This window comes from Streptomyces sp. NBC_01497, assembly GCF_036250695.1.
Taxonomy (GTDB): domain Bacteria; phylum Actinomycetota; class Actinomycetes; order Streptomycetales; family Streptomycetaceae; genus Streptomyces.
Genome location: NZ_CP109427.1, coordinates 6,112,239 through 6,137,566 on the forward strand (window position 1 = coordinate 6,112,239; position 25,328 = coordinate 6,137,566).

Sequence of the window (25,328 nt, forward strand, 5' to 3'; positions counted from 1 at the left end):
GGCGCGTCATGATCGTACGGATCATGGGGGAAGGTCAGGCCAGGATCGCGGAAAGTCACCTGGCGGAGCTGGACGAGCTGGACGACCAGCTGCTGGCCGAGGTCAAGGGCGGTGACGAGGCGGGCTTCCGCCGCACGCTCACCGCACTGCTCGACCGGGTCCGGGAGCTCGGCGAACCGTTGCCCGACGACTCGCTCCAGCCGTCGGATCTCATCCTGCCCGCAGGTGAGGCCACGCTCGAACAGGTGCGGGACCTGTTGAGCGACGAGGGCCTGATCCCTTCGTCCATCTGAGCCGGCTGACCGACCACACCGTGCGTACTCCCCGCTCCAGCGACGTGACCGCCCCGCGCCCTGACGGCGCGGGGCGGCCCGCTGCCCGCGTCCGCGTGCCCGGCGACGCTCCCGGGGCGCGGCCGCCCGCCCCGCGTGCCGGGGCCGCCGCATCGCGAGCCGCCACCCGCCCCCTCGGCCCGCGCGCCGCGGCGGACGGTACGGGGGAGCCCGCGAGCCGTGAGTCCGCCGCCCCCGCGACCGGCGCGCTGCTGCGCGCACGCTGCTGGTCCCGGGCCCATCCCACCGGGCCCGACGTGGGAATCGCCCTCGCCGTCCTGATCTGCATGTTCGGTACGGCCTTCGCACACCCGCGCGGCCACCGGGGCTTCACCGCGCCCATCGAGGTGCATCCGCCGGGCGCGCTCGGCATCGTGCTGATGACGCTCGCCGCGGCGGCGCTCGTGCTGCGCCGGCGCCGCCCGCGCTCCGTACTCCTCGTCACCGTCGGGCTCACCGTGCTCGACCTTGCCGTCGGCCGGCCGAACGCGCCCGTGGCCTTCACCGTCGTCGTCGCTCTCTTCACCCTCGCGGCGCACACCGACCGGCCCACCACCTGGCGGGTCGGCCTGCTCACGATGGGCGTGCTGACGGCCGCCGCCATGGCCTTCGGTTCCGGGCCCTGGTACTCCCAGCAGAACCTGGGCGTCTTCGCGTGGACCGGGATGGGGGCAGCGGCGGGCGACGCCGTCCGCAGCCGCCGCGCGTTCATAGACGCGATGCGGGAGCGCGCCGAACGCGCCGAACGCACCCGCGAGGAGGAGGCCGGGCGGCGCGTCGCCGAGGAGCGGCTGCGCATCGCCCGCGACCTGCACGACGTGGTCGCCCACCACATCGCCCTGGTCAACGTCCAGGCCGGGGTCGCGGCGCACGTCATGGACAAGCGTCCCGACCAGGCCAAGGAGGCGCTGGCACACGTACGGGAAGCCAGCCGCAGCGCCATCGACGAGCTGCGCGCGACGGTCGGCCTGCTGCGCCAGTCCGGGGACCCCGAGGCGCCCACCGAACCGGCACCGGGCCTCGCGCAGCTCGACGCGCTCGTCGACACGTTCCGCTCCGCCGGGCTGCCGGTCAGGTGCCTGGTGGCGGACGAAGCCCCCCGGCTGCCCGCGGCCGTCGGCCTCGCCGCGTACCGCGTGGTCCAGGAGGCGCTGACGAACGTCCGCAAACACGCGGGCACGGGCGCCGGGGCCGAGGTCAGTGTGGTCCGCACGCCGACGGGCATCGAGGTCACCGTCCTGGACGACGGCGGCGCGGGTCCGCGCGAGCCCGCGCCGGGCGGCGGGCACGGCCTGCTCGGCATGCGGGAACGTGTCACCGCGCTCGGTGGCACCCTCGTCGCGGAACCCCGCTACGGGGGCGGCTTCCGGGTGCAGGCGATACTGCCGGTGCAGCCACGAGAAGGGGAGCGCGCGTGACGATCAGGGTCCTGCTCGCGGACGACCAGGCGCTGCTCCGCAGCGCCTTTCGGGTCCTGGTCGACTCGGAGCCGGACATGGAGGTCGTGGCGGAGGCCGCCGACGGCGCACAGGCCGTCGCGCTCGCCCGTTCCGAGAAGGCCGACGTGGTCCTCATGGACATCCGCATGCCCGGCACGGACGGGCTCGCCGCGACCCGGATGATCAGCGCGGACCCCGAACTCGCCGGGGTGCACGTGGTGATGCTGACCACCTTCGAGGTGGACGAGTACGTGGTGCAGTCGCTGCGCGCCGGCGCGTCGGGATTCCTCGGCAAGGGCGCGGAGCCGGTGGAACTGCTCAACGCGATCCGCATCGCGGCGGCGGGCGAGGCGCTGCTGTCGCCCCTCGCGACCAAGGGCCTGATCGCTTCCTTCCTCGCGCAGCGCGGCCCGGACGACGGCCGCGAGGGGTCGGCCGCGCACGCGGACCGGCTGGCCACGCTGACCGTGCGCGAGCGGGAGGTGCTGGGCCTGGTGGCAGGCGGCCACTCCAACGACGAGATCGCCGAGCGCCTCGTGGTCAGCCCCCTCACCGTGAAGACGCACGTCAACCGGGCCATGGCCAAACTCGGCGCCCGCGACAGGGCGCAATTGGTGGTATTCGCGTACGAATCAGGGCTGGTGCGTCCGAGGGTGGAGTAGTACTCCGCCGCCGTGTACTGCAGGCGCGGTACGCGGCGACCTCCGGAAATGGACCTGCGGCGGACGGAAACGCCCCTTTCCATGCCTGATCGTGTAGAGGGGCCGGATCGCCGCTCGGCCCCCGACGGCCGGCCGGCGCGTCACCACCCGTCACCGCCGCCCGCCCACCTGCCGTTCCACACGGCCGCGTAGACGCAGCACGCAGACGCAGCACGCACACAGAAGAGAGACCCCATGTCCTGGCTGTCCAGGTTCAGCCTCAGACAACGGGCCCTGATAGGCCTGATGTCGATCATCGCCCTCGTGTTCGGCGCGATAGCGATACCGCAGCTGAAGCAGCAGCTGTTGCCGCCCATCGACCTGCCGCTGGTGTCGGTGGTGGCTCCCTACCAGGGTGCGTCTCCCGACGTGGTCGAGAAGCAGGTGGCCGAGCCGCTGGAGAACGCCATCAAGGCGGTCGACGGTGTGAGCAGTGTCACCTCCACCTCCAGCGAGGGCAGTGCCACCGTCGTCGCGAGCTTCGGCTTCGGCTCGTCCGGCACCAAGCAGCTCGTCGCCGACATCCAGCAGGCCGTCAACCGCGCCTCCAACCAGCTTCCGGAGAGCGTCGACCCGCAGGTCCTCGCGGGATCCACGGACGACCTGCCGACGGTGGTGCTCGCCGTCACCTCGACCAAGGACCAGCAGGCGCTCGCCGACCAGCTCGACCGTACGGTCGTGCCCGACCTCCAGGGCATCGACGGCGTCGGCCAGGTCAACGTCGACGGGGTGCGCGACCTGCAGGTCGCCGTCACACCCGACCCGAAGAAGCTCGCCGAGGCGGGCCTGACCGCGGGATCGGTCTCCGACGCGCTCAAGGCCGGCGGCGTGCCCGTGCCGGCAGGGTCGTTCGCCGAGGACGGCAAGAGCCGTACCGTGCAGGTCGGCACCGGTTTCACCTCGCTCAAGCAGATCCAGAACCTTGAGGTCTCGCCCGCGGCGGCCCCCGGCACCGCGCCCGGCAAGCCCGTACGTCTCGGTGACATCGCCACCGTCGCGCAGCGGCCGGCGGCGCAGACCGCGCTGACCCGTACGGACGGCCGGCCCAGCCTCGCCGTCAACATCACCATGGACTCGCAGGACGGCAGCGCCGTCTCGATCTCCAACGCGGTCCAGGACAAACTGCCCCACCTGCGCGACCAGCTGGGCTCCGGCACGAAGATCGTCGTCGCGAGCGACCAGGGCCCCGCGGTCTCCAAGTCGATCTCCGGCCTGACCACCGAGGGCGCCCTCGGCCTGGTCTTCGCGGTGATCGTGATCCTGCTGTTCCTGGCGTCGCTCAGGTCGACGCTGGTCACCGCGATCTCCATCCCGCTGTCCGTCGTCATCGCGCTGATCGTGCTGTGGATCGACGGCCAGACGCTGAACGTCCTCAGCCTGGGCGGTCTGACCATCGCCATCGGCCGCGTCGTCGACGACTCGATCGTGGTCCTGGAGAACATCAAGAGACACCTCGGCTACGGCGAGGAGCGCCACACGGCGATCGTCAACGCCGTCAAGGAGGTCGCGGGCGCGGTCACCGCCTCCACCCTGACCACCGTCGCGGTGTTCCTGCCCATCGGCCTGGTCGGCGGCATCGTCGGCGAACTGTTCGGATCGTTCTCCCTGACCGTGACGGCCGCGCTGCTCGCCTCGCTGCTCGTGTCGCTGACGGCCGTGCCTGTCCTGTCCTACTGGTTCCTGCGGCCCCCCAAGGGCACGAAGGGCATCAGCGAGGACGAGGCCCGCCGCCTGGCCGAGGAGAAGGAGAGCAACAGCAGGCTCCAGCGCGCCTATGTGCCGGTGCTCCGCTGGGCCACCCGCAAGCGCCTCACCAGCGTGCTGATCGCCGTGGTGATCCTCGTCGGCACCCTCGGCATGTCGAGCTTCCTGAAGACCAACTTCTTCGACAACAGCGACCAGGACGTCCTCTCGATCAGCCAGAAGCTGGCGCCCGGCACCAGCCTGGCGACGACGAACGAAGCCGCGAAGAAGGTCGAGAAGGTCCTCGCGGACCTGGACCAGGTCAAGGACTACCAGGTCACCGTCGGCACCTCCGGCTTCCAGGCCGCCCTCGGCGGCGCCGCGGGCACCAACCAGGCCAGCTACCAGGTGACCGTCAAGGACGCCTCGCAGTACGAGAAGACGCAGAGCGCCATCGAGGACAAGCTGCGCGGCCTCAAGGGTGTCGGCGCCACGACGGTCTCCGCGGGCGGCGGCTTCGGCAGCTCGGACCTGAGCGTCACGGTCAAGGCCGGCGACTCGGCGACGCTGAAGAAGGCGTCCGACCTGGTGACGGCCGCGGTCGGTACGCTCAGCCACGTCACCGACGTGCAGAGCGACCTGTCGCAGTCCATTCCGCGCGTCTCCGTCACCGCCAACGACAAGGCGGCGGACGCCGGGTACAACAACGCGACGCTGGGCGCCGCCGTGGCGCAGGCCGTCAGCGGCACGAAGTCCGGCACCGCGATCCTGGACGACACCGAGCGCGACGTGGTGGTCACCTCGAAGCAGCCGGCGACGACCGTCGCGCAGCTCAAGGACCTGCCCCTCGGCCCGGTGAAGCTGGGTCAGATCGCCGATGTGAAGGTCGTACCGGGGCCGGTCTCCATGACGCGGATCGACGGCAACCGCGCCGCCACCGTCACGGCCCGTCCGACCGGTGACAACACCGGCTCGGTCAGCAGCGCGCTCCAGTCCAAGGTGAAGGCGCTGAAGCTGCCGTCGGGCGCCACCGCGTCCATCGGCGGTGTGACGTCGGACCAGAGCGACGCGTTCAAGAAGCTCGGCCTCGCCATGCTGGCCGCGGTCGCGATCGTGTTCATGCTGCTGGTCGGCACCTTCAGGTCCCTGGTCCAGCCGCTGATCCTGCTGGTCTCGATCCCGTTCGCGGCGACCGGCGCGCTCGGCCTGCTGCTGGTGACGGGCACCCCGCTCGGTGTGCCCACCATGATCGGCATGCTGATGCTGATCGGCATCGTGGTCACCAACGCGATCGTGCTGATCGACCTCATCAACCAGTACAGATCGCGCGGGTTCGGTGTGGTCGAGGCGGTCATCGAGGGTGGCAGGCACCGGCTGCGCCCGATCCTGATGACGGCGCTCGCCACGATCTTCGCGCTGCTTCCGATGGCGCTCGGGGTCACCGGCGAGGGCGGCTTCATCGCCCAGCCGCTGGCGGTGGTCGTGATCGGCGGCCTGATCTCCTCGACGCTGCTGACCCTGCTGCTCGTGCCGACGCTCTATGCGATGGTCGAGCTGCGCAAGGAGCGCCGCGCGAAGAAGAAGGCCGCCGGGAGCGGCGGCGACGCGGAGCCGCGGTCCGACGCGCAGGGCGGGCGGGTCCGGCAGGACGCGCACGCCTGACGCGGGCGGCCGTGGCGAAGGGGGTGCCCCCGGCGGATGTTTCCGCCGGGGGCACCCCCTTGTGTCCCTGTGATGGCCGGTGGCCGGTGGCCGGTGGCAGCCCGGTCCCGCCCCTGTCGCCGTGCTGGGGGGTGGCAGCCCTGCTCCCGGCCGGCCGGTTCGCCCGGTTCCCGGTCCCCGTGGGTATCCCGCGGGCGCGGGCCGCGGGATACGGTTACGGCAGGGCGAGCATCTGCTCCAGGGCCAGTTGCGCGTAGTGCGCGGTGTCGGCGTCCACCCGGATCTGGTTGATCTCGTTGCCGTCCGCGAGCGACTCCAGCGTCCACACCAGGTGGGGCAGGTCGATGCGGTTCATGGTGGAGCAGAAGCACACCGTGCGGTCCAGGAAGACGATCTCCTTGTCCTCGGCGGCGAATCGGTTCGCCAGCCGCCGTACGAGGTTCAGTTCGGTGCCCACGGCCCACTTCGACCCGGCGGGGGCCGCTTCCAGGGCCTTGATGATGTACTCGGTCGAGCCCACCTCGTCGGCGGCGGAGACGACTTCGTACTGGCACTCCGGGTGCACCAGGACGTTGACGCCGGGTATGCGCTCCCGGACCTCCCTGACCGAGTCCAGCGAGAAGCGGCCGTGCACGGAGCAGTGGCCGCGCCACAGGATCATCTTCGCGTCGCGCAGCTGCTGGGTGGTCAGGCCCCCGTTCGGCCGGTGCGGGTTGTAGACGACACAGTCCTGGAGGGACATGCCGAGGTCCCGTACCGCGGTGTTGCGGCCGAGGTGCTGGTCGGGCAGGAACAGCACCTTGTCGCCCTGCTCGAACGCCCAGTTCAGGGCTCGTTCCGCGTTGGACGACGTGCAGATCGTGCCGCCGTGCCGCCCGGTGAAGGCCTTGATGTCGGCCGAGGAGTTCATGTACGAGACGGGGACCACGCGGTCCGCCACGCCCGCGTCCGTCAGGACGTCCCAGCACTCCGCGACCTGCTCGGCGGTGGCCATGTCGGCCATGGAACAGCCCGCCGCGAGGTCGGGGAGGATGACCTTCTGCTCGGGGGCGGTCAGGATGTCCGCCGACTCCGCCATGAAGTGCACGCCGCAGAAGACGATGTACTCGGCGCCGGGGCGGGCCGCGGCGTCCCGCGCGAGCTTGAAGGAGTCGCCCGTCACATCGGCGAACTGGATGACCTCGTCGCGCTGGTAGTGGTGGCCGAGTACGAACACCCGGTCGCCGAGCCGCTCCTTGGCGGCGCGGGCGCGGGCCACGAGGTCGGGGTCGGAGGGGGCGGGCAGGTCGCCGGGACACTCGACCCCCCGCTCGCTGCGCGGGTCGGCCTCCCGGCCGAGCAGCAGCAGCGCCAGCGGTGTGGGCTGCACGTCGAGTTCCGTAAGGGGTTGGGCCGTGGTCACGTCACGCACCCTTTCTTCTCTGCGTACCGGAGTACTGCGTCACGCCTTTTCGTCGGATTGACGCTATCTATCATATCCGCTTCGCGTCATATTGACGATGCGGATACCGTCGATGTGACGCGATCCCGGCCGGGTGAACCGGCGGAACAGGTACCCGCGCGTGCCCGGCGGCCCGGCGGCACCCGCCCCGAGGCGAACGGACCCCGCGGCCCGTCCCGTACCGGCGTGCGATGTGCGAGCATGAAGTGGGGAATGAGTACCGAGCCGTGGAATGAATCCGCGGCCACGCCGGTTTTCGCATTCGGCAAGCAGTCCGTACAACCCGGGAGAGAAGCAGATGTCCGTATCGGACGAGACCACCACCGTGAGCGACGGCATCCTCCTGTCCGACGCCGCCGCGAGCAAGGTCAAGACCCTGCTCGACCAGGAGGGACGCGAGGATCTCGCGTTGCGCGTCGCCGTTCAGCCCGGTGGCTGCTCCGGCCTGCGTTACCAGCTGTTCTTCGACGAGCGATCGCTCGACGGCGACATCGTCAAGGACTTCGGCGGCGTCAAGGTCGTCACCGACCGCATGAGCGCCCCGTACCTGGGCGGTGCCTCGATCGACTTCGTCGACACGATCGAGAAGCAGGGCTTCACCATCGACAACCCGAACGCGACGGGTTCCTGCGCCTGCGGTGACTCCTTCCACTGAGTCATCCCGCGCGACCACGAAAGGCGGCGGCCCCCTGTGGGGACCGCCGCCTTTCGCATGCCCGCGTCCGCCGGGCCGGCACTCGCTCCGGCGCGGCGGCGGGAGATCCGCCCGGCCGCCGCGCCTGGCGTCAGGACGCCGCGTGCGGCACGTTCGTGCCCGTCGTGGCGCTGACCACGTCCCGGTCACCCACCGGTCGCTCCAGCGTCACGGTCCTGCTCAGCCGCTTCGCCAGCGCCACGCACTTCTCGCCCGGCTTCGGACGGGGCTTGACCAGGCGCACCTTCACCGCGGACCCCGACTCGTCCGCCGTCATCCCGTACGTCCCGCAGACACCGCCCCAGAACCGCACCGTGAGATCGCGGCCGTGCGTGCTGTACGAGAGGGTCCCCGGGTCGGCCCCGCTGCCCGTCCCGGAGGGCGAGGCGCCCGAGGGGGGCGGCGCGCCCGTGCCGGATCCGGTGCCGCCGCCCGGCCTCATCCCGCCCGGCGGCAGCGGCGGCCGCAGGTAGGCGGGCGCCACCGCCGGCTGCGTCACCCGGTAGGCCGGCGTGCCGCCTCCGGGATCCACCGTGAACAGCCACGACGGTACGAGCGCGAGCCGTCCGTCCACGGCGCGGGCCGCGAGCCCGAACGCCACGGACTCCACCGCCACGGTCCGCTCGTCCGTCGGCGGCCGGGACGCACAGCCGCTCGTGGGCGCCGGTTCCGCGCCCGTGACGGGTCCGCCAGTGAGCGGCTCGGCCGTGGCGCACCCGCCGGTCCCCGACGTGGTGCCCGACGCCGCCGCGTTGAGCGCCTTCAGGGCCTCGGCCGCGCCGGTCACCGGGTAGGACGCGCCCGCCTGCGGCACGGCGAGCTGCCCGCCGCCGTCCGCGATCCGCCCGTCGGCGCCGACCTGCAGACCGGTCGTCCAGCCGTAGGTGGGAAGGCCCGCGACCACCGGGTCGGCGTTCACCACGCGCACGGCCCCCAGCAGCTGCCGCGCGTCGAGGTGCGCGCCGCTCTGCCCCACGGCCTTGAGCACCGGCGCGGCGGCCCGTTCGGCCACCGCCTCGCTCACCGCGCCGCCCGACCGGCGCACGATGCCGCCGGGATCGGGCCCGGTGGCGGTGCCCGGGCAGGCCTTGCCCTTCGCGCAGTCGTCCCCGTACGACGGGACGGCGCGGGAGAACGTCCAGGTGCCGGGTGCCTTCTTCTGCACCCGAAGCAGTGGCCCGGAACCGGCCGCCCCGCTGCCGACCTGCCAGAACTGCCCTGAGGTACGCGGGGTGCCGGGCACTCCCAGCGCCCGGGCGAGCGCCGTGACCCGTCCGGCGCCGACGTCGGCGCCGCCGTCGTAGACCCGCGCCGAGTCCGGCCCGCCGGGCAGCGCGCCCTCGACCCGGTAGAGCAGTCCGCGCGGGTCCGGTTCGCCCGGGGCGATGCCGTGCGCCGACGGCGGCGACGGGGACACCGACGCCATGGGCCCGCCGGGGTTCACCGGGTCGTCCACGGGACCGATACGCAGCGGCGGCCTTGCCTCCGCGCCCCGCGTGTCACTCCCGCCCGATCCGGCCGCGAGGTAGACGCCGCCGCCCGCCACGACCAGGACCGCCGCCGCCACCGAGGCGACCGCGAGCGGGGTGCGCCGCCCCCGGCGGCCCGGCGGACGGGCGGTCCCGGACTCCGTGCCGCGGTGGGCGATCCCGTCCCGGGGTTCTTCCGGCTCCTGCGTGCTGCTCACGGCTGCGCTCCTTCGGCCGGTCATCCGTTCGTCTGTCCACTCGTATGTCCACGGTCAACGGTGGGACGTGGCGGCCCCCCGCCCGGTTCCGGCACTGCGGCGCGGCAGGGCGGGCGAGGGGGAGGAGGTGACGGGCCGGCGGGTGATCGGGGCCGGTGCGGCCGAACGGGGGCGCGCCGGTCGTCCGGCGGGCCTCAGTCCCGGCGGGGACCGGTTCCCGGCCGCGCGGCCTCAGTCCCGGCGGGGACCGGTTCCCGGCCGCGCGGCCTCAGTCCCCGTACTCGGACATGCCGGCCACCAGCCGTACCGCTCCGGGATCGACCCGTACCCCGGCGATCGGCGGCACCGGGCCGCCCACTCGCCCCGTCGGCCGGGCCCCCCAGCGCGCGGCCATGCGGGCACAGTCGCCGCGCAGCTCCGCCATGCCCGTTCCCGGCTCGATGCCGACGCCACCGCCGGACCTGACGCACCTGTCTCCGTGATTCGTCATGCACCCACGGTACGCACCCGCTCACAGTGGGCAAACTTCTGCTTTCGGGTGGTTTCTCGTCCATGTGCCCGGGTCCTCCCCGCCACCGCCCCAGCGGGTAGCGGTAGCGTGAAGTGCCAACCGTTCGTATCCCCAGGAGCGTTCACGCCGTGCGAATCGCAGTCTCCGGCTCCATCGCCACCGACCACCTGATGACCTTTCCTGGACGCTTCTCGGAGCAGCTGGTCGCGGACCAGCTCCACACGGTCTCCCTGTCCTTCCTCGTCGACAACCTCGACGTGCGCAGGGGCGGGGTCGCTCCCAACATCTGCTTCGGCATGGGCCAGCTGGGCCTTCGGCCGATCCTGGTCGGCGCCGCGGGAGAGGACTTCGACGAGTACCGCGGCTGGCTGGACCGGCACGGCGTCGACACCGGGTCCGTCCACATCTCCGACCATCTGCACACCGCGCGCTTCGTGTGCACGACGGACACCGACCACAACCAGATCGGTTCCTTCTACACCGGCGCCATGAGCGAGGCCCGGCTGATCGAGATCCAGCACGTCGCGGACCGTGTCGGCGGGCTCGACCTGCTGCTGATCGGCGCGGACGACCCCGAGGCGATGCTCCGGCACACCGAGGAGTGCCGCTCGCGCGGCATCCCGTTCGCCGCCGACTTCTCCCAGCAGATCGCCCGCATGGACGGCGACGACATCCGCGCTCTCCTCGAAGGCGCCACCTACCTCTTCTCGAACGAGTACGAGAAGGGACTCATCGAGGCCAAGACCGGCTGGACCGACGCCGAGATCCTCAGCCGCGTCGGCCACCGCATCACGACCCTCGGCAAGAACGGCGCCCGCGTCGAGAAGATGGGCCACCCCGCCATCGAGGTCGGCTGCGCGCAGGAGCAGACCAAGGCCGACCCCACCGGCGTCGGCGACGCCTTTCGCGCGGGCTTCCTCGCGGGCCTGTCCTGGGGGGTCTCCATGGAGCGTGCCGCCCAGGTCGGCTGCATGCTGGCGACGCTGGTCATCGAGACGGTCGGCACCCAGGAGTACACACTGGCGCGCAACCACTTCATGGAGCGCTTCACCAAGGCGTACGGCCACGACGCCGCGGTCGAGGTCCAGGGCCACCTGCCCGCCTGACCCCGGCTGAAGGCTCCCGGCGCGCCTGGCCTGCGCCCGGCGGCACGCGGCTCAGGACAGCCGGCGGACCGTGTACGCGACACCGCGGTCCGCCGGCCGCTCTCCCACGTACCGCTGTCCGCGCATCTCGCACCACGCCGGGATGTCGAGCCGCGCCGCCGCGTCGTCCGACAGCACCGTCACGGTCCCCCCGACCGGCACCCGGCCGAAGACCTTCGCCAGCTCGATCACCGGGATGGGGCACCGGCGGCCCAGCGCGTCGACGACCATCGGTTCCTCCTGCTCCGGCAGGGGGCCCGGCGCACGCTCCGGCGCGGCGGGCTCCGGCGCCGCCGCCCGCACCGGGGCGGACGCGGGCGCGTCGAGCTGTGCCCGTACGGCCGCGACGGCGCCCGGCAGCACCGCGAGGAACCGCTCGACGTCCGCGCGCTCCGTCCCGCGCGGCAGTGACACCCGTACGTTCCCCTCCGACAGCACGCCCATCGCCCGCAGCACATGGCTCGGCGTCAGTGTGTCGCTCGTGCAGGACGATCCCGACGACACCGAGAAGCCCGCCCGGTCCAGTGCGTGCAGCAGCGTCTCGCCGTCGACATAGAGACACGAGAACGTGACCAGGTGGGGGAGCCTCGCCACCGGATCGCCCACGACCTCCACGTCCGGTACCAGTTCGGGCACCCGCGCCCTGATCAGGTCCACCAGCGCGCCGAGCCGCCGGGCCTCCTCGGCGGCCTCCTCCCGCACCGCGCGCAGCGACGCCGCCGCCGCCACCACCGCCGGGATGTTCACGAACCCCGGCACGCGCCCCGACTCCCGCTCGTCCGCCGGGCCTTGTGGCGCGAACCGGACCCCCTTGCGCACCGCGAGCAGCCCCACGCCCGCCGGGCCGCCCCACTTGTGCGCGCTCGCCGTGAGCAGCGACCAGGGGCCGTCCACCGGGCCCCAGCCCAGCGACTGCGCCGCGTCCACCAGCAGCGGCACCCCTCGCTCCCGGCACGCCCCGGCCACCTCGGCCACCGGCTGCACCGTGCCCACCTCGTGGTTCGCCGACTGCAGACACGCGAGCGCCGTGTCCGCGCGCAGCGCGTCGGCGTACCCGCCGGGCGACACCGCCCCGCCCCGGCCGACGGGCACCTCCGTGAGCGAACCGCCCGCGTCCGCCGCGTGCCCGGCCGCGTGCAGCACCGACGAGTGCTCGACCGCCGACACCACCACATGGGCGCCGACACGCCGACGCGCGAAAAGGGCCCCGGACATCCCCGCGTGGACCGCCTGCGTCCCCGAATGAGTGAAAACCAGTTCGTCCGCGCGACACCCCACGGCCTCCGCGGCGGCCGCCCTGGCGGACTCCAGGAGCAGCGCGGCCCGCCGCCCCTCCCGGTACAGCCGGGCCGGATCCGCCCACCCCTCGTCGAGGGACGCCTGCAGCGCCTGACGGGCGACGGGGTGCAGCGGAGCGGAGGAAGCCGAGTCGAAGTAGGACACGTCGCGAGGCTAACCCGAGCCGCCGCGCGAGGCCGGAGGGAGTGTCAGAACCGGGGCCCGGCCAGGGGTTGAATCCCTTCGGGGAGTCGGACGGCGCGTTGGGCACCCTCCCCGCGCGACGCCAAATAGCGTCCAGTAGGGTTTGGTCCGCATAAACATCAAACCCCTGCCCGTGACAGGGCCGGCGACGACCGAGACGGCCGCAGCCGCCCGCGCGGGCGAGACTCTCGGGAAGGCGCTACGTGAGTCCCAACGGCTCCGACCGCTCGTCGCGGCGCCCGATGCGGCGGAAGCTGCCGCAGGTGGTGCTGACCGCGGGCCTGATCATGGTGACCGCCACCGGTTGCTCTTACAAGGATTTTCCACGCCTTGGTCTACCGACCCCGGTCACGGAGCAGGGACCCCGCGTCCTCTCCCTCTGGCAGGGATCGTGGGCCGCTGCGCTGGTGGTCGGCGTCCTCGTGTGGGGCCTGATCATCTGGAGCGTCATCTTCCACCGGCGTAGCCGTACGAAGATCGAGGTTCCTCCGCAGACCCGGTACAACCTCCCGATCGAGATGTTGTACACCGTGGTTCCGCTGATCATCGTCTCGGTGTTCTTCTACTTCACCGCACGCGATGAGTCGAAGCTCCTCGACCTGTCTCCCAAGCCCGCCCACACCATCAACGTGGTCGGCTACCAGTGGAGCTGGGCCTTCAACTACGTCGAGAACGTGGACGGCAACGACTCGACGGGTTCGAAGGTCCCGAGTGAGCTCAAGGCCATCCCGGACAAGTTCACGAAGGCCTTCCCCAAGGGCGCCGAGGGTGTCTACGACGCCGGTGTCCCGGCTGAGCGCAACCCCCAGACCGGTAACCCCGGTCCGACGCTCTGGCTCCCGAAGGGCCAGAAGGTGCGGTTCATCCTGACGTCGCGTGACGTCATCCATGACTTCTGGGTCCTGCCGTTCCTCATGAAGATGGACGTCGTGCCCGGCCACACCAACTCCTTCGAGGTCACGCCGACCCAGGAAGGCACCTTCCGCGGCAAGTGCGCCGAGCTGTGCGGCGTCGACCACTCGCGGATGCTCTTCAACGTCAAGATCGTCTCTCCGGAGCGCTACCAGCAGCACTTGAAGGACCTGGCGAAGAAGGGCCAGAACGGCTACGTCCCGGCGGGTATCGCCCAGACGGGTCCGGCCAGGAACGCGGAGGACAAGACACTGTGAGCATCCTCAACGAACAATCACAGGGTGCCGAGGACGAGGACTCGTACGCGAACGAGATGCCAGTCCAGAGCCGGCAGCCCGGCAACGTGGCCGTGAAGTGGGTGACCACCACCGACCACAAGACGATCGGCTCGCTGTACCTGATCACGTCGTTCGCGTTCTTCTGCATCGGCGGTGTGCTCGCTCTCATCATGCGTGCGGAGCTGGCGAGGCCGGGTCTGCAGATCCTGTCGAACGAGCAGTTCAACCAGGCGTTCACGATGCACGGCACGATCATGCTGCTGATGTTCGCGACGCCGCTGTTCGCCGGGTTCGCCAACTGGATCATGCCGCTGCAGATCGGCGCGCCCGATGTGGCGTTCCCTCGCCTCAACGCGTTCGCGTACTGGCTGTACCTCTTCGGCTCGCTGATCGCCGTCGGCGGCTTCCTCACCCCGCAGGGTGCGGCCGACTTCGGCTGGTTCGCCTACTCGCCGCTCTCCAGCGCGGTCAACTCGCCGGGTGTCGGCGGTGACATGTGGATCATGGGTCTGGCCTTCTCCGGCTTCGGCACGATCCTCGGCTCCGTCAACTTCATCACGACGATCATCTGCATGCGCGCGCCCGGCATGACGATGTTCCGGATGCCGATCTTCACCTGGAACGTGCTGCTGACCGGTGTGCTGGTCCTGCTGGCCTTCCCGGTGCTGGCCGCCGCGCTGTTCGCGCTGGAGGCCGACCGGAAGTTCGGAGCGCATGTCTTCGATGCCGCGAACGGAGGGGCATTGCTATGGCAACACCTCTTCTGGTTCTTCGGCCATCCAGAGGTGTACATCATCGCGATCCCGTTCTTCGGGATCATCTCCGAGGTCATCCCGGTCTTCAGCCGCAAGCCGATGTTCGGCTACATCGGCCTGGTCGCCGCGACGATCTCCATCGCCGGCCTGTCCGTGACCGTGTGGGCCCACCACATGTACGTGACCGGTGGCGTGCTCCTGCCGTTCTTCTCGTTCATGACCTTCCTGATCGCGGTACCGACCGGTGTGAAGTTCTTCAACTGGATCGGCACCATGTGGAAGGGGTCGCTCTCCTTCGAGACCCCGATGCTCTGGTCGATCGGCTTCCTGATCACCTTCGCGTTCGGCGGCCTCACCGGCGTCATCCTGGCTTCGCCGCCGCTGGACTTCCACGTCTCCGACTCGTATTTCGTGGTGGCGCACTTCCACTACGTGGTGTTCGGGACCGTGGTGTTCGCGATGTTCGCCGGATTCCATTTCTGGTGGCCCAAGTTCACCGGCAAGATGCTGGACGAGCGTCTCGGCAAAATCACCTTCTGGACCCTGTTCGTCGGATTCCACGGCACCTTCCTGGTGCAGCACTGGCTGGGCGCCGAGGGCATGCCGCGGCGTTACGCGGACTACCTCGCCAGCGACGGCTTCACCACGCTGAACACGATCTCGACGATCAGCTCCTTCCTGCTCGGCCTGTCGATCCTGCCGTTCCTCTACAACGTCTGGAAGACGGCGAAGTACGGCAAGAAGGTCGAGGTCGACGACCCCTGGGGCTACGGCCGTTCGCTCGAATGGGCGACGTCGTGCCCGCCGCCGCGGCACAACTTCCTCACGCTGCCGCGCATCCGCTCCGAATCGCCGGCGTTCGACCTGCACCACCCGGAGATCGCCGCGCTGGACCAGCTCGCCCATGTCGAGGGTGACAAGGCCCTGGCCGGCAGCGGCAGCGGCAAGGAGGCCGGCAAGTGAAGATCCAAGGACGGCTCTTTCTCTGGCTGAGCCTCTTCGTCCTGGTCGTCGCGGTCGTCTACGGCTACTGGTCGCGCGAGGTCGCCGGTACGGTGGCGCTGTTCCTCGCCTTCGGCCTGGCGCTGATGATCGGCTTCTACCTGTCCTTCACGGCCCGCCGCATGGACGAGCTGGCGCAGGACAACAAGGAGGCCGACGTCGCGGACGAGGCCGGCGAGGTGGGGTTCTTCTCCCCGCACAGCTGGGCCCCCGTCTCGCTCGGCGCCGGTGGCGCGCTCGCCTTCCTCGCCGTCGCGATGGGCTGGTGGCTGCTGTACTTCTCGGCGCCGCTGATCATGCTCGGCCTGTGGGGCTGGGTCTTCGAGTACTACCACGGTGAAAACCGGAACCAGTAGCACACGGCGACACCTCAGGGACCCGGACACTCCGACGCGGAGGGTCCGGGTCCCTCTTTTGCCACACCCGTCGTGCCGGGACTGACGAACCTTCATAGCGTGAGGCCATGAACGACATGCCTCGCTACCGCACCGTTGCCGGCTGCGCCCTGCTGCTCGCGTCCCTCGGGGCGGGCGCGGCGGCGTGCGGCGGCACAGACAGCGGCAAGCTCTCCTCGCACCCGTACGACGCGGCCGACCAGGTCTCGTTCGGCGTCGCCAAGGACCACAAGAAGCCCGTCCCGCTGACCAAGCCCCTGGAGATCACGTCCAACGACGGCGACGGACGCATCACGGACGTCACCGCAGTCGACACCGCGGGCCACCACCTCGCGGGCGAACTCGCCGCCGATGGTCAGCGCTGGCACTCCACAGCGCCCCTGACCGCGGGCACCCACTACACGGTCAGGGTGTCCACGGAGGACGACGACGGGAAGCCCGGCACCCGCAGGCTCTCCTTCGACACCGCGCCGCCCCCCTCCAAGAAGCAACTCAAGGTCACCTTCGGCCCCAACGCCGGCGAGTACGGCGTGGGCGAACCCATCACCGCCCAGCTCAGCGCCCCCGTGAAGGCACCGGCAGCCCGCGCCGTCGTGGAACGGTCCCTGAAGGTCACCTCGGTGCCCGCGACGCAGGGCTCCTGGTACTGGGTCGACTCCACCCACCTGCACTACCGGCCCGAGGCCTACTGGCCGGCCCACGCCTCCGTGAAGGCGTCGAGCAACCTCGCCGGTGTGAAGGTCGACGGGAAGCTCTACGGCGGTGCCTCCAAGCCGCTCAGCATCACCACCGGCGACCGGCTGATCGCCGTCACGGACGCCTCCTCGCACCGCATGACGGTCTACCGCAACGGCAAGGAGATCAACGACCTGCCCGTCACGACGGGCAAGCCCGGCTTCGAGACCCGCGACGGCGTCAAGGTCGTCCTGGAGAAGCAGGCGTTCGTGCAGATGCGCAGCGCCACCGTCGGCATCGCCGCGGGCAGTTCCGACTCGTACGACCTGCCGGTGCACTGGGCCACCCGGGTGACATGGAGCGGCGAGTACGTGCACGCCGCGCCCTGGTCCGTCGGCTCGCAGGGCTCCGCGAACGTCAGCCACGGCTGTACCGGCATGTCGACCGACGACGCCGAGTGGTTCTTCAACGCCGTCCGGCCGGGCGACGTCGTCAAGGTCGAGAACAGCGGCGGCGACGAGATGGAGCACTTCGGCAACGGCTTCGGCGACTGGAACCTCGATTGGAAGGACTGGCTCAAGGGCAGCGCGATACAGGGCGGTGGCTCGTCCACCGGTACCGGCAAGAGCGCTGACAACTCCGCCCAGAACGTGGTCCAGGCCTCCCGCCTGCGCCCCGCGGTCTGACCCGCGGCAAAACCCGACCCGAACGACCCCGGAACGCCGCAGTGCCGCTCCCGTGCCCCCGAGAGGGGGTCAGGAGCGGCACTGCGGCGTCACGCCCGTACCACTTACGGGTACGGATCCGTGTCAGGCGCCGACGGCGAGCCGGTCGCGCAGCAGGGACGCCAGCGCGTTCGCGAAGTCCACGGGTTCCACCGGAAGAGTGACGGCGGCGTCGGCGCGACTCCAGGTCGCGAGCCACGCGTCCTGCGGGCGCCCGATCAGCAGCAGCACCGGAGGGCAGCGGAAGACCTCGTCCTTGATCTGCCGGCACACGCCCATGCCGCCCGCCGGCACGGTCTCGCCGTCCAGCACGCAGACGTCGACGCCGCCCCGGTCCAGGGCGTCCAGTACGGCGGGCAGGGTGGCGCACTCCAGGAACTCGACCTGCGGCACGTCGGCGGCGGGCCTGCGCCCGGTGGCCAGCCGTACCTGCTCGCGGGTGTTGGCGTCGTCGCTATAGACAAGCACGGTGGCGGTCGGCCGCATGGTTCCTCCAGGACTTGAGGCGTCTGCGAGGCTCCCGCGGCGTCGTCCGCCGTGGGACCAGTGGCCCGGATGCTACTCCGTCCCACGCCCTGTCAGCACCGGTAAGGACGGCTGTTGACTGAGCCGTTCGAGCTGGACACAGGGCATAGACACACCGAACGGGACCCCCGGGAGTGAGGGCGGGATAAGCGACCGACATAATGTCGGTCGTGGCGACAGCAACGACAGTAGAAACCGGGCCCGCGCACCCGACGGTCAATCGGCCGAACCTCACCAGTGTCGGAACGATCATCTGGTTGAGTTCCGAGCTGATGTTCTTCGCGGCCCTCTTCGCGATGTACTTCACCCTGCGTTCGGTGACCGGCGAGGCGCACTGGAAGTCCATGGCCTCGCACCTGAACGTGCCGTTCTCGGCGGGCAACACCACGATCCTTGTGCTCTCCTCCCTCACCTGCCAGCTCGGCGTGTTCGCCGCCGAGCGCGGTGACGTGAAGAAGCTCCGGGCCTGGTTCGTGGTCACGTTCATGATGGGTGCGATCTTCATCGGCGGCCAGATCTTCGAGTACACGAACCTGGTGAGGGAGGACGGCGTCTCGCTCTCCTCCGACCCGTACGGTTCGGTGTTCTACCTGACCACCGGCTTCCACGGCATGCACGTGACGGGCGGCCTCATCGCCTTCCTGTTCGTGCTCGGCCGTACCTACGTGGCCAAGAGATTCACCCACGAGCAGGCTACGGCCGCCATCGTCGTGTCCTACTACTGGCACTTCGTCGATGTCGTCTGGATCGGCCTTTTCGCCACGATCTACCTCATCAAGTAGCGGGGCCTCGCGCCCGACGCGCTCGCACACACTCCAGAAGCACCGACGCAGAAGATCCTGACACCGGGGTAATCCGTGAAAAAGCTCTCCGCACGACGACGCCACCCGCTGGCGGCGGTCGTCGTCCTACTCCTCGCGCTGGCGGCCACAGGGGGGCTGTATGCCGCGTTCGCGCCTGCGGACAAGGCTCAAGCTGACACTTCCGCCCAGTCCCTCAATATCGACGAGGGCAAGAAGCTGTACGACGTCGGTTGTGCCAGCTGCCACGGAACCGGTGGTCAGGGCAGCTCCGACGGGCCCAGCCTGGTCGGCGTGGGCGCTGCCGCCGTCGACTTCCAGGTCGGCACCGGCCGTATGCCCGCCCAGCAGCCCGGCCCGCAGATCGAGCAGAAGAAGGTCCAGTACTCGCAGGGAGACATCAAACAGCTCGCCGCGTACGTCGCCTCCCTCGGTGCCGGTCCCTCCATTCCGACCTCGCAGGAGTACGACCCGGCCGGATCGGACGTCGCCAAGGGCGGCGAACTGTTCCGTACGAACTGCACGCAGTGCCACAACTTCATCGGCGAGGGCGGCGCGCTGACCAACGGCAAGTTCGCGCCCGGTCTTGAAGGCGTCACGCCGAAGCACATGTACGAGGCCATGCAGACCGGCCCGCAGAGCATGCCGAACTTCCCGGACACGACGATGCCGACGAAGCAGAAGCAGCAGATCATCGCTTACGTCCAGGCGGTCAACGGCTCGCAGTCCGAGTCGCCCGGTGGTCTGGATCTCGGTGGTCTCGGCCCCGTCAGTGAGGGGCTTTTCGCCTGGATCTTCGGTCTGGGTGCCCTCATCGCCGTCGCCGTCTGGATCGCGGCCCACACCGCTAAGGCCAAGAAGTCATGAGCAGCCAAGACACTCCACCAGAAGAGAACCTGCCGAGTGAGCAGGGCGCGCACGGCGACACCGTCGTGCGCAGGGACGACCCGTTCGCGGACCCGGGGCTTCCCCCGCACCTTCCGCGGATCCAGGACATCGACGAGCGCGCGGCCAGGCGGTCCGAGCGCACCGTCGCCTTCCTGTTCGTCCTGTCGATGCTGGCCACCGTGGCGTTCATCGCCTCGTACGTGGCGTTCCCGGTCGACAAGATCGTCTACATCTTCCCGTTCGGGCACGTCAGCATCCTGCACTTCGCCCTCGGCATCACGCTCGGCGTGGCGCTGTTCTGCATCGGCGCCGGCGCCGTGCACTGGGCCAGGACGCTGATGTCGGACCGCGAGGTCGCCGACGACCGGCACGCCATCGAGGCGCCGCCGGAGGTGCGCGCCAAGGTGATGCAGGACTTCGCCGACGGTGCCGCGGAGTCCGGCTTCGGCCGCCGCAAGCTGGTCCGGAACACGCTGTTCGGCGCCATGGCGCTGGTTCCGCTGTCCGGTGTCATGCTGCTGCGCGACCTGGGTCCGCTGCCTGAGAAGAAGCTCCGCTCCACGATGTGGGCCAAGGGCAAGCAGCTCATCAACATGAACACGATGCAGCCGCTTCGTCCCGAGGACGTCGCTGTCGGTTCGCTGACCTTCGCCATGCCCGACGGGCTGAAGGAGGACAACGAGGACTTCCAGGAGCAGATCGCCAAGGCGGCTCTGATGATCGTCCGCATCGAGCCGGACGAGATCAAGGACAAGCGCGAGCTGGACTGGGGCCACCAGGGCATCGTGGCCTTCTCGAAGATCTGCACCCACGTCGGCTGTCCCATCAGCCTCTACGAGCAGCAGACGCACCACGTTCTGTGCCCGTGCCACCAGTCCACCTTCGACCTCTCCGACGGTGCCAAGGTCATCTTCGGCCCGGCCGGCCACGCCCTCCCGCAGCTGCGGATCGGCGTGAACGGCCAGGGCAACCTTGAGGCGCTCGGCGACTTCGACGAGCCCGTCGGTCCTGCCTTCTGGGAGCGCGGATGAGTACTGTGACGGACGACAACCGCCAGGCACCCGCGGGCGAGCGCCTCGCGGACTGGGCCGACGGCCGGCTGGGGATCTACTCCCTGGCCAAGAGCAACATGCGCAAGATCTTCCCGGACCACTGGTCCTTCATGCTGGGTGAGGTCTCGCTCTACAGCTTCATCATCATCATCCTCACGGGTGTGTACCTGACGCTGTTCTTCCACCCCTCGATGAACGAGGTGGTGTACCACGGCAGTTACGTCCCGCTCCAGGGCATCCGGATGTCCGAGGCGTTCAACTCCACGGTGAACATCAGCTTCGACGTCCGCGGTGGTCTGCTGATCCGGCAGATCCACCACTGGGCCGCGCTGATCTTCCTCGCGGCGATGTTCGTGCACATGATGCGAGTGTTCTTCACGGGCGCGTTCCGCAAGCCGCGTGAGGTCAACTGGATGTTCGGCTTCCTGCTGTTCGTCCTGGGCATGTTCACCGGCTTCACCGGTTACTCGCTCCCTGACGACCTGCTCTCCGGCACCGGTGTCCGCTTCATGGAGGGCGCGATCCTGTCCGTGCCGATCGTCGGCACGTACCTGTCGATGTTCCTCTTCGGCGGCGAGTTCCCCGGCGGCGACTTCGTCGCCCGGTTCTACTCGATCCACATCCTGTTGCTGCCCGGCATCATGCTGGGCCTGGTGGCGGCCCACCTGATCCTGGTCTTCTACCACAAGCACACCCAGTTCGCGGGTCCCGGCCGCAGCGAGAAGAACGTCGTCGGCATGCCCCTGCTGCCGATCTACATGGCCAAGGCAGGCGGCTTCTTCTTCCTCGTCTTCGGCCTGATCTCGATCGTCGCGGGGATCGCCACGATCAACCCGATCTGGGCGATCGGACCCTACCGGCCCGACCAGGTGTCGACCGGCGCGCAGCCCGACTGGTACATGGGCTTCTCCGAGGGCCTGATCCGTGTGATGCCGGGCTGGGAGATCAACTTCGGGGGCCACACGCTCGTCCTGGGTGTGTTCATCCCGCTGGTGATCTTCCCGCTGGTGCTGACCGCGATCGCGGTGTACCCGTTCATCGAGGGCTGGGTCACCGGGGACAAGCGCGAGCACCACATCGCGGACCGTCCCCGCAACGTGCCGACCCGTACGGGCTTCGGCGCGGCCTGGATCTCCTGGTACTTCATCCTGCTCCTCGGTGGCGGCAACGACATCTGGGCCACGCACTTCCACCTGTCGATCAACTCGATCACCTGGTTCGTGCGGGTCGCGTTCTTCGTCGTCCCGGTCCTCGTCTTCATCGTCACCAAGCGGGTCTGCATGGGCCTGCAGCGGCGCGACGCCGAGAAGGTGCTGCACGGACGCGAGTCCGGTCTCATCAAGCGCCTGCCGCACGGTGAGTTCGTGGAGGTGCACACGCCACTCGACCAGAGCGCGCTGCACACCCTCACGGCGCACGAGCAGTACGAGGCGCTCGACATCGGCGAGACCGTCGACGAGAACGGCGTCGAGCGCAAGGTCGGCCGCGGCGAGAAGCTGCGGGCGAAGCTCAGCAAGGGCTACTACGGCGAGGGGAACCAGATCCCGAAGCCGACCGCGGAGGACTACAAGGAGATCACCAGCGGCCACGGCCACCACTGATCTCCGTCCGCGACCGGACGGATTCGCCACGCACCGGGCCCCGGCCCGGTCCCCCCGGGGACCGGCCGGGGCCCGGCCGCGTGGCGCCTGCGCGTACCGGCGCCCGATCGTGCGCCGCGCGCCGATAGGCTACGGACCGGCGGCGACCCCCGGCGCGTACGGTCCGGCGGGGCGGCCCGCCGGACCCAGACGACCCGGCGCGGTGCGCCGGTGACGGACACCCACACCCAGGAGCGACCATGAGCGCTGTGACCCCCGTCGGAGGCGACACCGTGGCGGTCCTCACCTGGCCGGGCGTCCTGAACGCGCTGCTGCGGGGCGAGGACCTGAGCACCGATCAGACGGCGTGGGCGATGGACCGCATCATGAGCGGTGAGGCCACGGACGTCCAGATCGCCGGGTTCGCGGTGGCGCTGCGCGCCAAGGGCGAGACGGTCGAGGAGGTCTCGGGACTGGTCCGGGCGATGTACGGGCACGCGCGCACCATCGAGGTGCCGGGCCGGACCGTCGACATCGTCGGTACGGGCGGTGACCTGGCGAAGACCGTCAACATCTCGACGATGGCGGCGATCGTCGTGGCCGGCACGGGCGCGAAGGTGGTCAAGCACGGCAGCCGCGCGTCGTCGTCGGCGAGCGGCGCGTCGGACGTGCTGGAGAAGCTCGGCGTCAACCTGGAACTCACCCCCGAGCGGGTGGTCGAGGTCGCGGAGGAGGCGGGGATCACCTTCTGCTTCGCGATCAAGTTCCATCCGGCGCTGCGCCACGCGGCGACCGCGCGACGCGAACTCGGCGCGCAGACGACGTTCAACATCCTCGGTCCGCTGACCAACCCGGCACGGGTACGGGCCCAGGCCGTCGGCGTCGCGGACCGGCGCATGGCGCCGATCGTGGCGGGGGTGCTGGCGGAGCGCGGCAACTCGGCGCTGGTCTTCCGGGGCGACGACGGCCTCGACGAGCTGACCACGACGGCCACGTCGACGGTGTGGCGGGTGCGCGACGGCCAGGTCACCGAGGAGGCGTTCGATCCGCGTTCCGTCGGCCTCGACCTGGTGCCCGTCTCCGCCCTGCGCGGCCAGGACGCGGCGTACAACGCGGACGTCGCCCGCCGCCTCCTGGCGGGCGAGCCCGGCCCGGTGCGCGACACCGTCCTGCTGAACGCGGCGGCGGCGCTGGTCGCACTGGACCAGACGGACGACGAGCTGCCGGTGCAGCTCACCGCGGGCCTCGCCCGCGCGGCGGAGTCCGTGGACTCCGGGGCGGCGAGCCGTGTACTGGAGCGCTGGGTGAAGGCGACCAGGTCGAGTCGTCCGTAGTCGCGGACCGAGGGATCTGTCCGACGCCGAGTGGGACGGGTCCCGTTCGACGTCACCTCGTCCCCGCTCCGCGCCGGGCCGGTCCTCGCCGTGATCATGCTCCGAGCATGAGGAGCCCCTGCTCATCGAGCAGGGGCTCCCTTCGCGGCACCGCACTCAGGACGACGCGGACAGACGTTCACGGGGGAGCGCGGGCACACCCGGCCCGCACACGCGCCATGCGGCAGGCCGACGAAACGGCACACCCTTGCGCCGGCCGGAGGGGACCCGCAACGGGGAACTCCCCCGACCGGCGCGGGCATCGCTGACATCACATGACGTGCCGCGGCGAAAAACGCCTGACGCCGGTCAATTCGACACGATGTATTCCGTCGGAAAACACGTGTCCGGGCTGATTGCCGGTGTAATTCCTCGGCCCGGCGGCTAGCGGCGATCGCTGATCACGTGAACGGCGGGGCGATGAATTCGTCAGCCGCAGTTCGTGTTGTCCTTTTCGCCGGAGTCGCTGCCGATCACTCCGATCCAGTCGACGCACTTGCCCGCCGCGTTGATGTACACGGGTCCTGCGTACGTCGTGTACTCGCCGTTGTCGTACTTGATGAGGCCGCCGTGGACGGCGATGCCGGCATACATGTTGATGATCGCGCCGGGAGAATTCCTGACCGTCACCACGCAGTTGTCACGGGTCGCGGAGCTGTAGGTGAGGAAAATGGTCCCCGACGTGCCGATCGCGGCGGAGTTCACCACGGTGTAGCCGCTGCCGCAAGCGCCGTTGTAGGTGGCGGCAGCGGAGGCAGCGGCGGCGGGGGCGGCACTCGCGCTGGGCGCCGCCACGACGGCCAGGCCGGTGATGGATGCGCCGGCGGCAAGCATCGCGGCAATTCTCTTCTTCACCGATGTCATTCTTTCTCCTCCGTCGAATGATTGTGAAGTGCGCCCTGATCCTGGCGTTCGGATTTCGATACAGCAAGAGGATGAAGTGAACTAAAAGCACATATGAGAAAAGCTTGACAAGTGACGTGGATCACGGCCCTGCATCGTTTCGTTTTCTCTATTGGATGTTTTGTTCCGATGAAAGGGACTCGGGTTTTGCGGAGAGTGGGCCCGCCGGTTTTCAGGAGGGTTCCGTGACGGTCGGCGGGGTGGGGTGGAACTGGACGCTTGTCCCGGATCGGCCGGGGCCTGAAGCGGAATGCTGAATCGCGCCCGCGGCGGCCGTCCCCTCGCCGAGGGCCCCTTGATCATCATTCGCCGCGCCCAGTCGGCCCTGCGATGTGCCGGACCGACGGCGTCGTCCGGTTCGGCCCCGCCCCGAGCGCGACGGGTCCACCGCCGCCCGCAGCGCTGTCCGCCCCTCGCGCCGGGACGCCGGCGACGATCCAGCGATTGCCGTGCCCGGCAGCTTCGCCCGGACCCCGGGGCGGTTCGTACGGGTGTGGCATACTCGCCCCCAAGGTCATGAGTGACAGCGGTAAGGCCCCGGCCCGCTGTCCGGCAACCCTCCGTCCGTGGCGGGGTGCCCCGGGTGAAGACCAGGCCGTAGGCAGCGAGGTCTGCGGCAAGCGCGGGCCCTGTGTGTTTCCGCTGGGGTCCAGGTCCTCAGGGGGAGCTGTCCGTGAACACGCGAATG

At 70.1% G+C, this 25,328-nt stretch carries 21 protein-coding genes and 1 riboswitch; of the genes, 15 read left to right on the forward strand and 6 right to left on the reverse strand.

Annotation, left to right across the window (positions count from 1 at the left end):
• The first annotated feature begins 8 nt into the window (after positions 1-8).
• The 4 genes from pspAA to OG310_RS25785 all read left to right on the forward strand — a co-directional run bounded on the left by pspAA (position 9) and on the right by OG310_RS25785 (position 5,817).
• Entirely contained in the window at positions 9-293 is a 285-nt protein-coding gene (gene pspAA / locus OG310_RS25770) for a PspA-associated protein PspAA (protein ID WP_329458235.1), read from the forward strand.
• A 248-nt stretch (positions 294-541) separates the two neighbouring features.
• Positions 542-1,750, forward strand: coding sequence for a sensor histidine kinase (locus OG310_RS25775; RefSeq protein WP_443078896.1), 1,209 nt, complete (start codon positions 542-544; stop codon positions 1,748-1,750).
• Positions 1,747-2,433: a response regulator transcription factor gene (locus OG310_RS25780; RefSeq protein WP_329458236.1), complete on the forward strand. Its 687-nt coding sequence runs from the start codon at positions 1,747-1,749 to the stop codon at positions 2,431-2,433. The genes OG310_RS25775 and OG310_RS25780 overlap by 4 nt, the downstream gene beginning before the upstream one ends.
• A 234-nt stretch (positions 2,434-2,667) precedes the next feature.
• Complete coding sequence (locus OG310_RS25785) at positions 2,668-5,817, forward strand: efflux RND transporter permease subunit (RefSeq protein ID WP_329458237.1); 3,150 nt, start codon at positions 2,668-2,670, stop codon at positions 5,815-5,817.
• 214 nt (positions 5,818-6,031) lie between these two features.
• Here the strand turns inward: OG310_RS25785 and nadA are convergent, their stop codons facing one another.
• Complete coding sequence (gene nadA / locus OG310_RS25790; protein ID WP_329458238.1) at positions 6,032-7,219, reverse strand: quinolinate synthase NadA; 1,188 nt, start codon at positions 7,217-7,219, stop codon at positions 6,032-6,034.
• A 337-nt stretch (positions 7,220-7,556) separates the two neighbouring features.
• Here nadA and OG310_RS25795 point away from each other — a divergent pair, with 337 nt between their 5' ends.
• Complete coding sequence (locus OG310_RS25795) at positions 7,557-7,913, forward strand: HesB/IscA family protein (protein ID WP_329458239.1); 357 nt, start codon at positions 7,557-7,559, stop codon at positions 7,911-7,913.
• A 130-nt stretch (positions 7,914-8,043) separates the two neighbouring features.
• Here the strand turns inward: OG310_RS25795 and OG310_RS25800 are convergent, their stop codons facing one another.
• On the reverse strand, positions 8,044-9,639 hold the full coding sequence (locus tag OG310_RS25800) for a hypothetical protein (RefSeq protein ID WP_329458240.1): 1,596 nt from the start codon (positions 9,637-9,639) through the stop codon (positions 8,044-8,046).
• A 268-nt stretch (positions 9,640-9,907) separates the two neighbouring features.
• Positions 9,908-10,129, reverse strand: a complete 222-nt coding sequence (locus tag OG310_RS25805) for a hypothetical protein (RefSeq protein WP_329460537.1) — start codon at positions 10,127-10,129, stop codon at positions 9,908-9,910.
• Positions 10,130-10,278: 149 nt separating this feature from the next.
• Here OG310_RS25805 and OG310_RS25810 point away from each other — a divergent pair, with 149 nt between their 5' ends.
• Positions 10,279-11,256 (forward strand): carbohydrate kinase family protein, encoded by a 978-nt coding sequence (locus OG310_RS25810; protein ID WP_329458241.1) that lies wholly within the window; start codon positions 10,279-10,281, stop codon positions 11,254-11,256.
• Positions 11,257-11,307: 51 nt separating this feature from the next.
• Here OG310_RS25810 and OG310_RS25815 read toward each other — a convergent pair whose 3' ends face one another.
• Positions 11,308-12,738: a cysteine desulfurase/sulfurtransferase TusA family protein gene (locus OG310_RS25815; protein ID WP_329458242.1), complete on the reverse strand. Its 1,431-nt coding sequence runs from the start codon at positions 12,736-12,738 to the stop codon at positions 11,308-11,310.
• Positions 12,739-12,980: 242 nt separating this feature from the next.
• Between OG310_RS25815 and ctaC the strand changes: the two genes are divergently transcribed.
• From ctaC to OG310_RS25835, 4 genes are all read left to right on the forward strand, one after another.
• A complete protein-coding gene (gene ctaC / locus OG310_RS25820) occupies positions 12,981-13,946 on the forward strand; it encodes an aa3-type cytochrome oxidase subunit II (RefSeq protein WP_329458243.1) in 966 nt (321 codons plus the stop codon).
• Positions 13,943-15,685, forward strand: coding sequence for an aa3-type cytochrome oxidase subunit I (ctaD, locus tag OG310_RS25825; RefSeq protein ID WP_329458244.1), 1,743 nt, complete (start codon positions 13,943-13,945; stop codon positions 15,683-15,685). The genes ctaC and ctaD overlap by 4 nt, the downstream gene beginning before the upstream one ends.
• Positions 15,682-16,080 carry a cytochrome c oxidase subunit 4 gene (locus tag OG310_RS25830; protein WP_329458245.1) on the forward strand — a complete coding sequence of 133 codons (399 nt, stop codon included), beginning with the start codon at positions 15,682-15,684 and terminating at the stop codon, positions 16,078-16,080. Before ctaD ends, OG310_RS25830 begins: the two co-directional genes overlap by 4 nt.
• A 107-nt stretch (positions 16,081-16,187) precedes the next feature.
• Positions 16,188-17,480: a L,D-transpeptidase gene (locus OG310_RS25835; RefSeq protein WP_329458246.1), complete on the forward strand. Its 1,293-nt coding sequence runs from the start codon at positions 16,188-16,190 to the stop codon at positions 17,478-17,480.
• A 123-nt stretch (positions 17,481-17,603) separates the two neighbouring features.
• On the opposite strand, the gene OG310_RS25840 is transcribed toward OG310_RS25835, so the two are convergent.
• On the reverse strand, positions 17,604-18,005 hold the full coding sequence (locus tag OG310_RS25840) for a hypothetical protein (protein ID WP_329458247.1): 402 nt from the start codon (positions 18,003-18,005) through the stop codon (positions 17,604-17,606).
• A 200-nt stretch (positions 18,006-18,205) separates the two neighbouring features.
• Here OG310_RS25840 and ctaE point away from each other — a divergent pair, with 200 nt between their 5' ends.
• From ctaE to trpD, 5 genes are all read left to right on the forward strand, one after another.
• The gene (ctaE, locus tag OG310_RS25845; protein WP_329458248.1) at positions 18,206-18,826 is read left to right on the forward strand and encodes an aa3-type cytochrome oxidase subunit III; all 621 of its coding nucleotides are present in this window, start codon (positions 18,206-18,208) and stop codon (positions 18,824-18,826) included.
• Positions 18,827-18,901: 75 nt separating this feature from the next.
• Complete coding sequence (qcrC, locus tag OG310_RS25850; protein ID WP_329458249.1) at positions 18,902-19,711, forward strand: cytochrome bc1 complex diheme cytochrome c subunit; 810 nt, start codon at positions 18,902-18,904, stop codon at positions 19,709-19,711.
• Positions 19,708-20,763: a cytochrome bc1 complex Rieske iron-sulfur subunit gene (gene qcrA, locus OG310_RS25855; protein WP_329458250.1), complete on the forward strand. Its 1,056-nt coding sequence runs from the start codon at positions 19,708-19,710 to the stop codon at positions 20,761-20,763. Before qcrC ends, qcrA begins: the two co-directional genes overlap by 4 nt.
• Positions 20,760-22,385 carry a cytochrome bc1 complex cytochrome b subunit gene (gene qcrB, locus OG310_RS25860; protein WP_329458251.1) on the forward strand — a complete coding sequence of 542 codons (1,626 nt, stop codon included), beginning with the start codon at positions 20,760-20,762 and terminating at the stop codon, positions 22,383-22,385. Before qcrA ends, qcrB begins: the two co-directional genes overlap by 4 nt.
• Positions 22,386-22,624: 239 nt before the next feature.
• Positions 22,625-23,698 (forward strand): anthranilate phosphoribosyltransferase, encoded by a 1,074-nt coding sequence (trpD, locus tag OG310_RS25865; protein WP_329458252.1) that lies wholly within the window; start codon positions 22,625-22,627, stop codon positions 23,696-23,698.
• Positions 23,699-24,166: 468 nt separating this feature from the next.
• On the opposite strand, the gene OG310_RS25870 is transcribed toward trpD, so the two are convergent.
• Positions 24,167-24,571, reverse strand: coding sequence for a spore-associated protein A (locus OG310_RS25870; protein WP_443078897.1), 405 nt, complete (start codon positions 24,569-24,571; stop codon positions 24,167-24,169).
• A 581-nt stretch (positions 24,572-25,152) separates the two neighbouring features.
• Positions 25,153-25,269: riboswitch (SAM riboswitch) on the forward strand.
• Positions 25,270-25,328 lie beyond the last annotated feature (59 nt).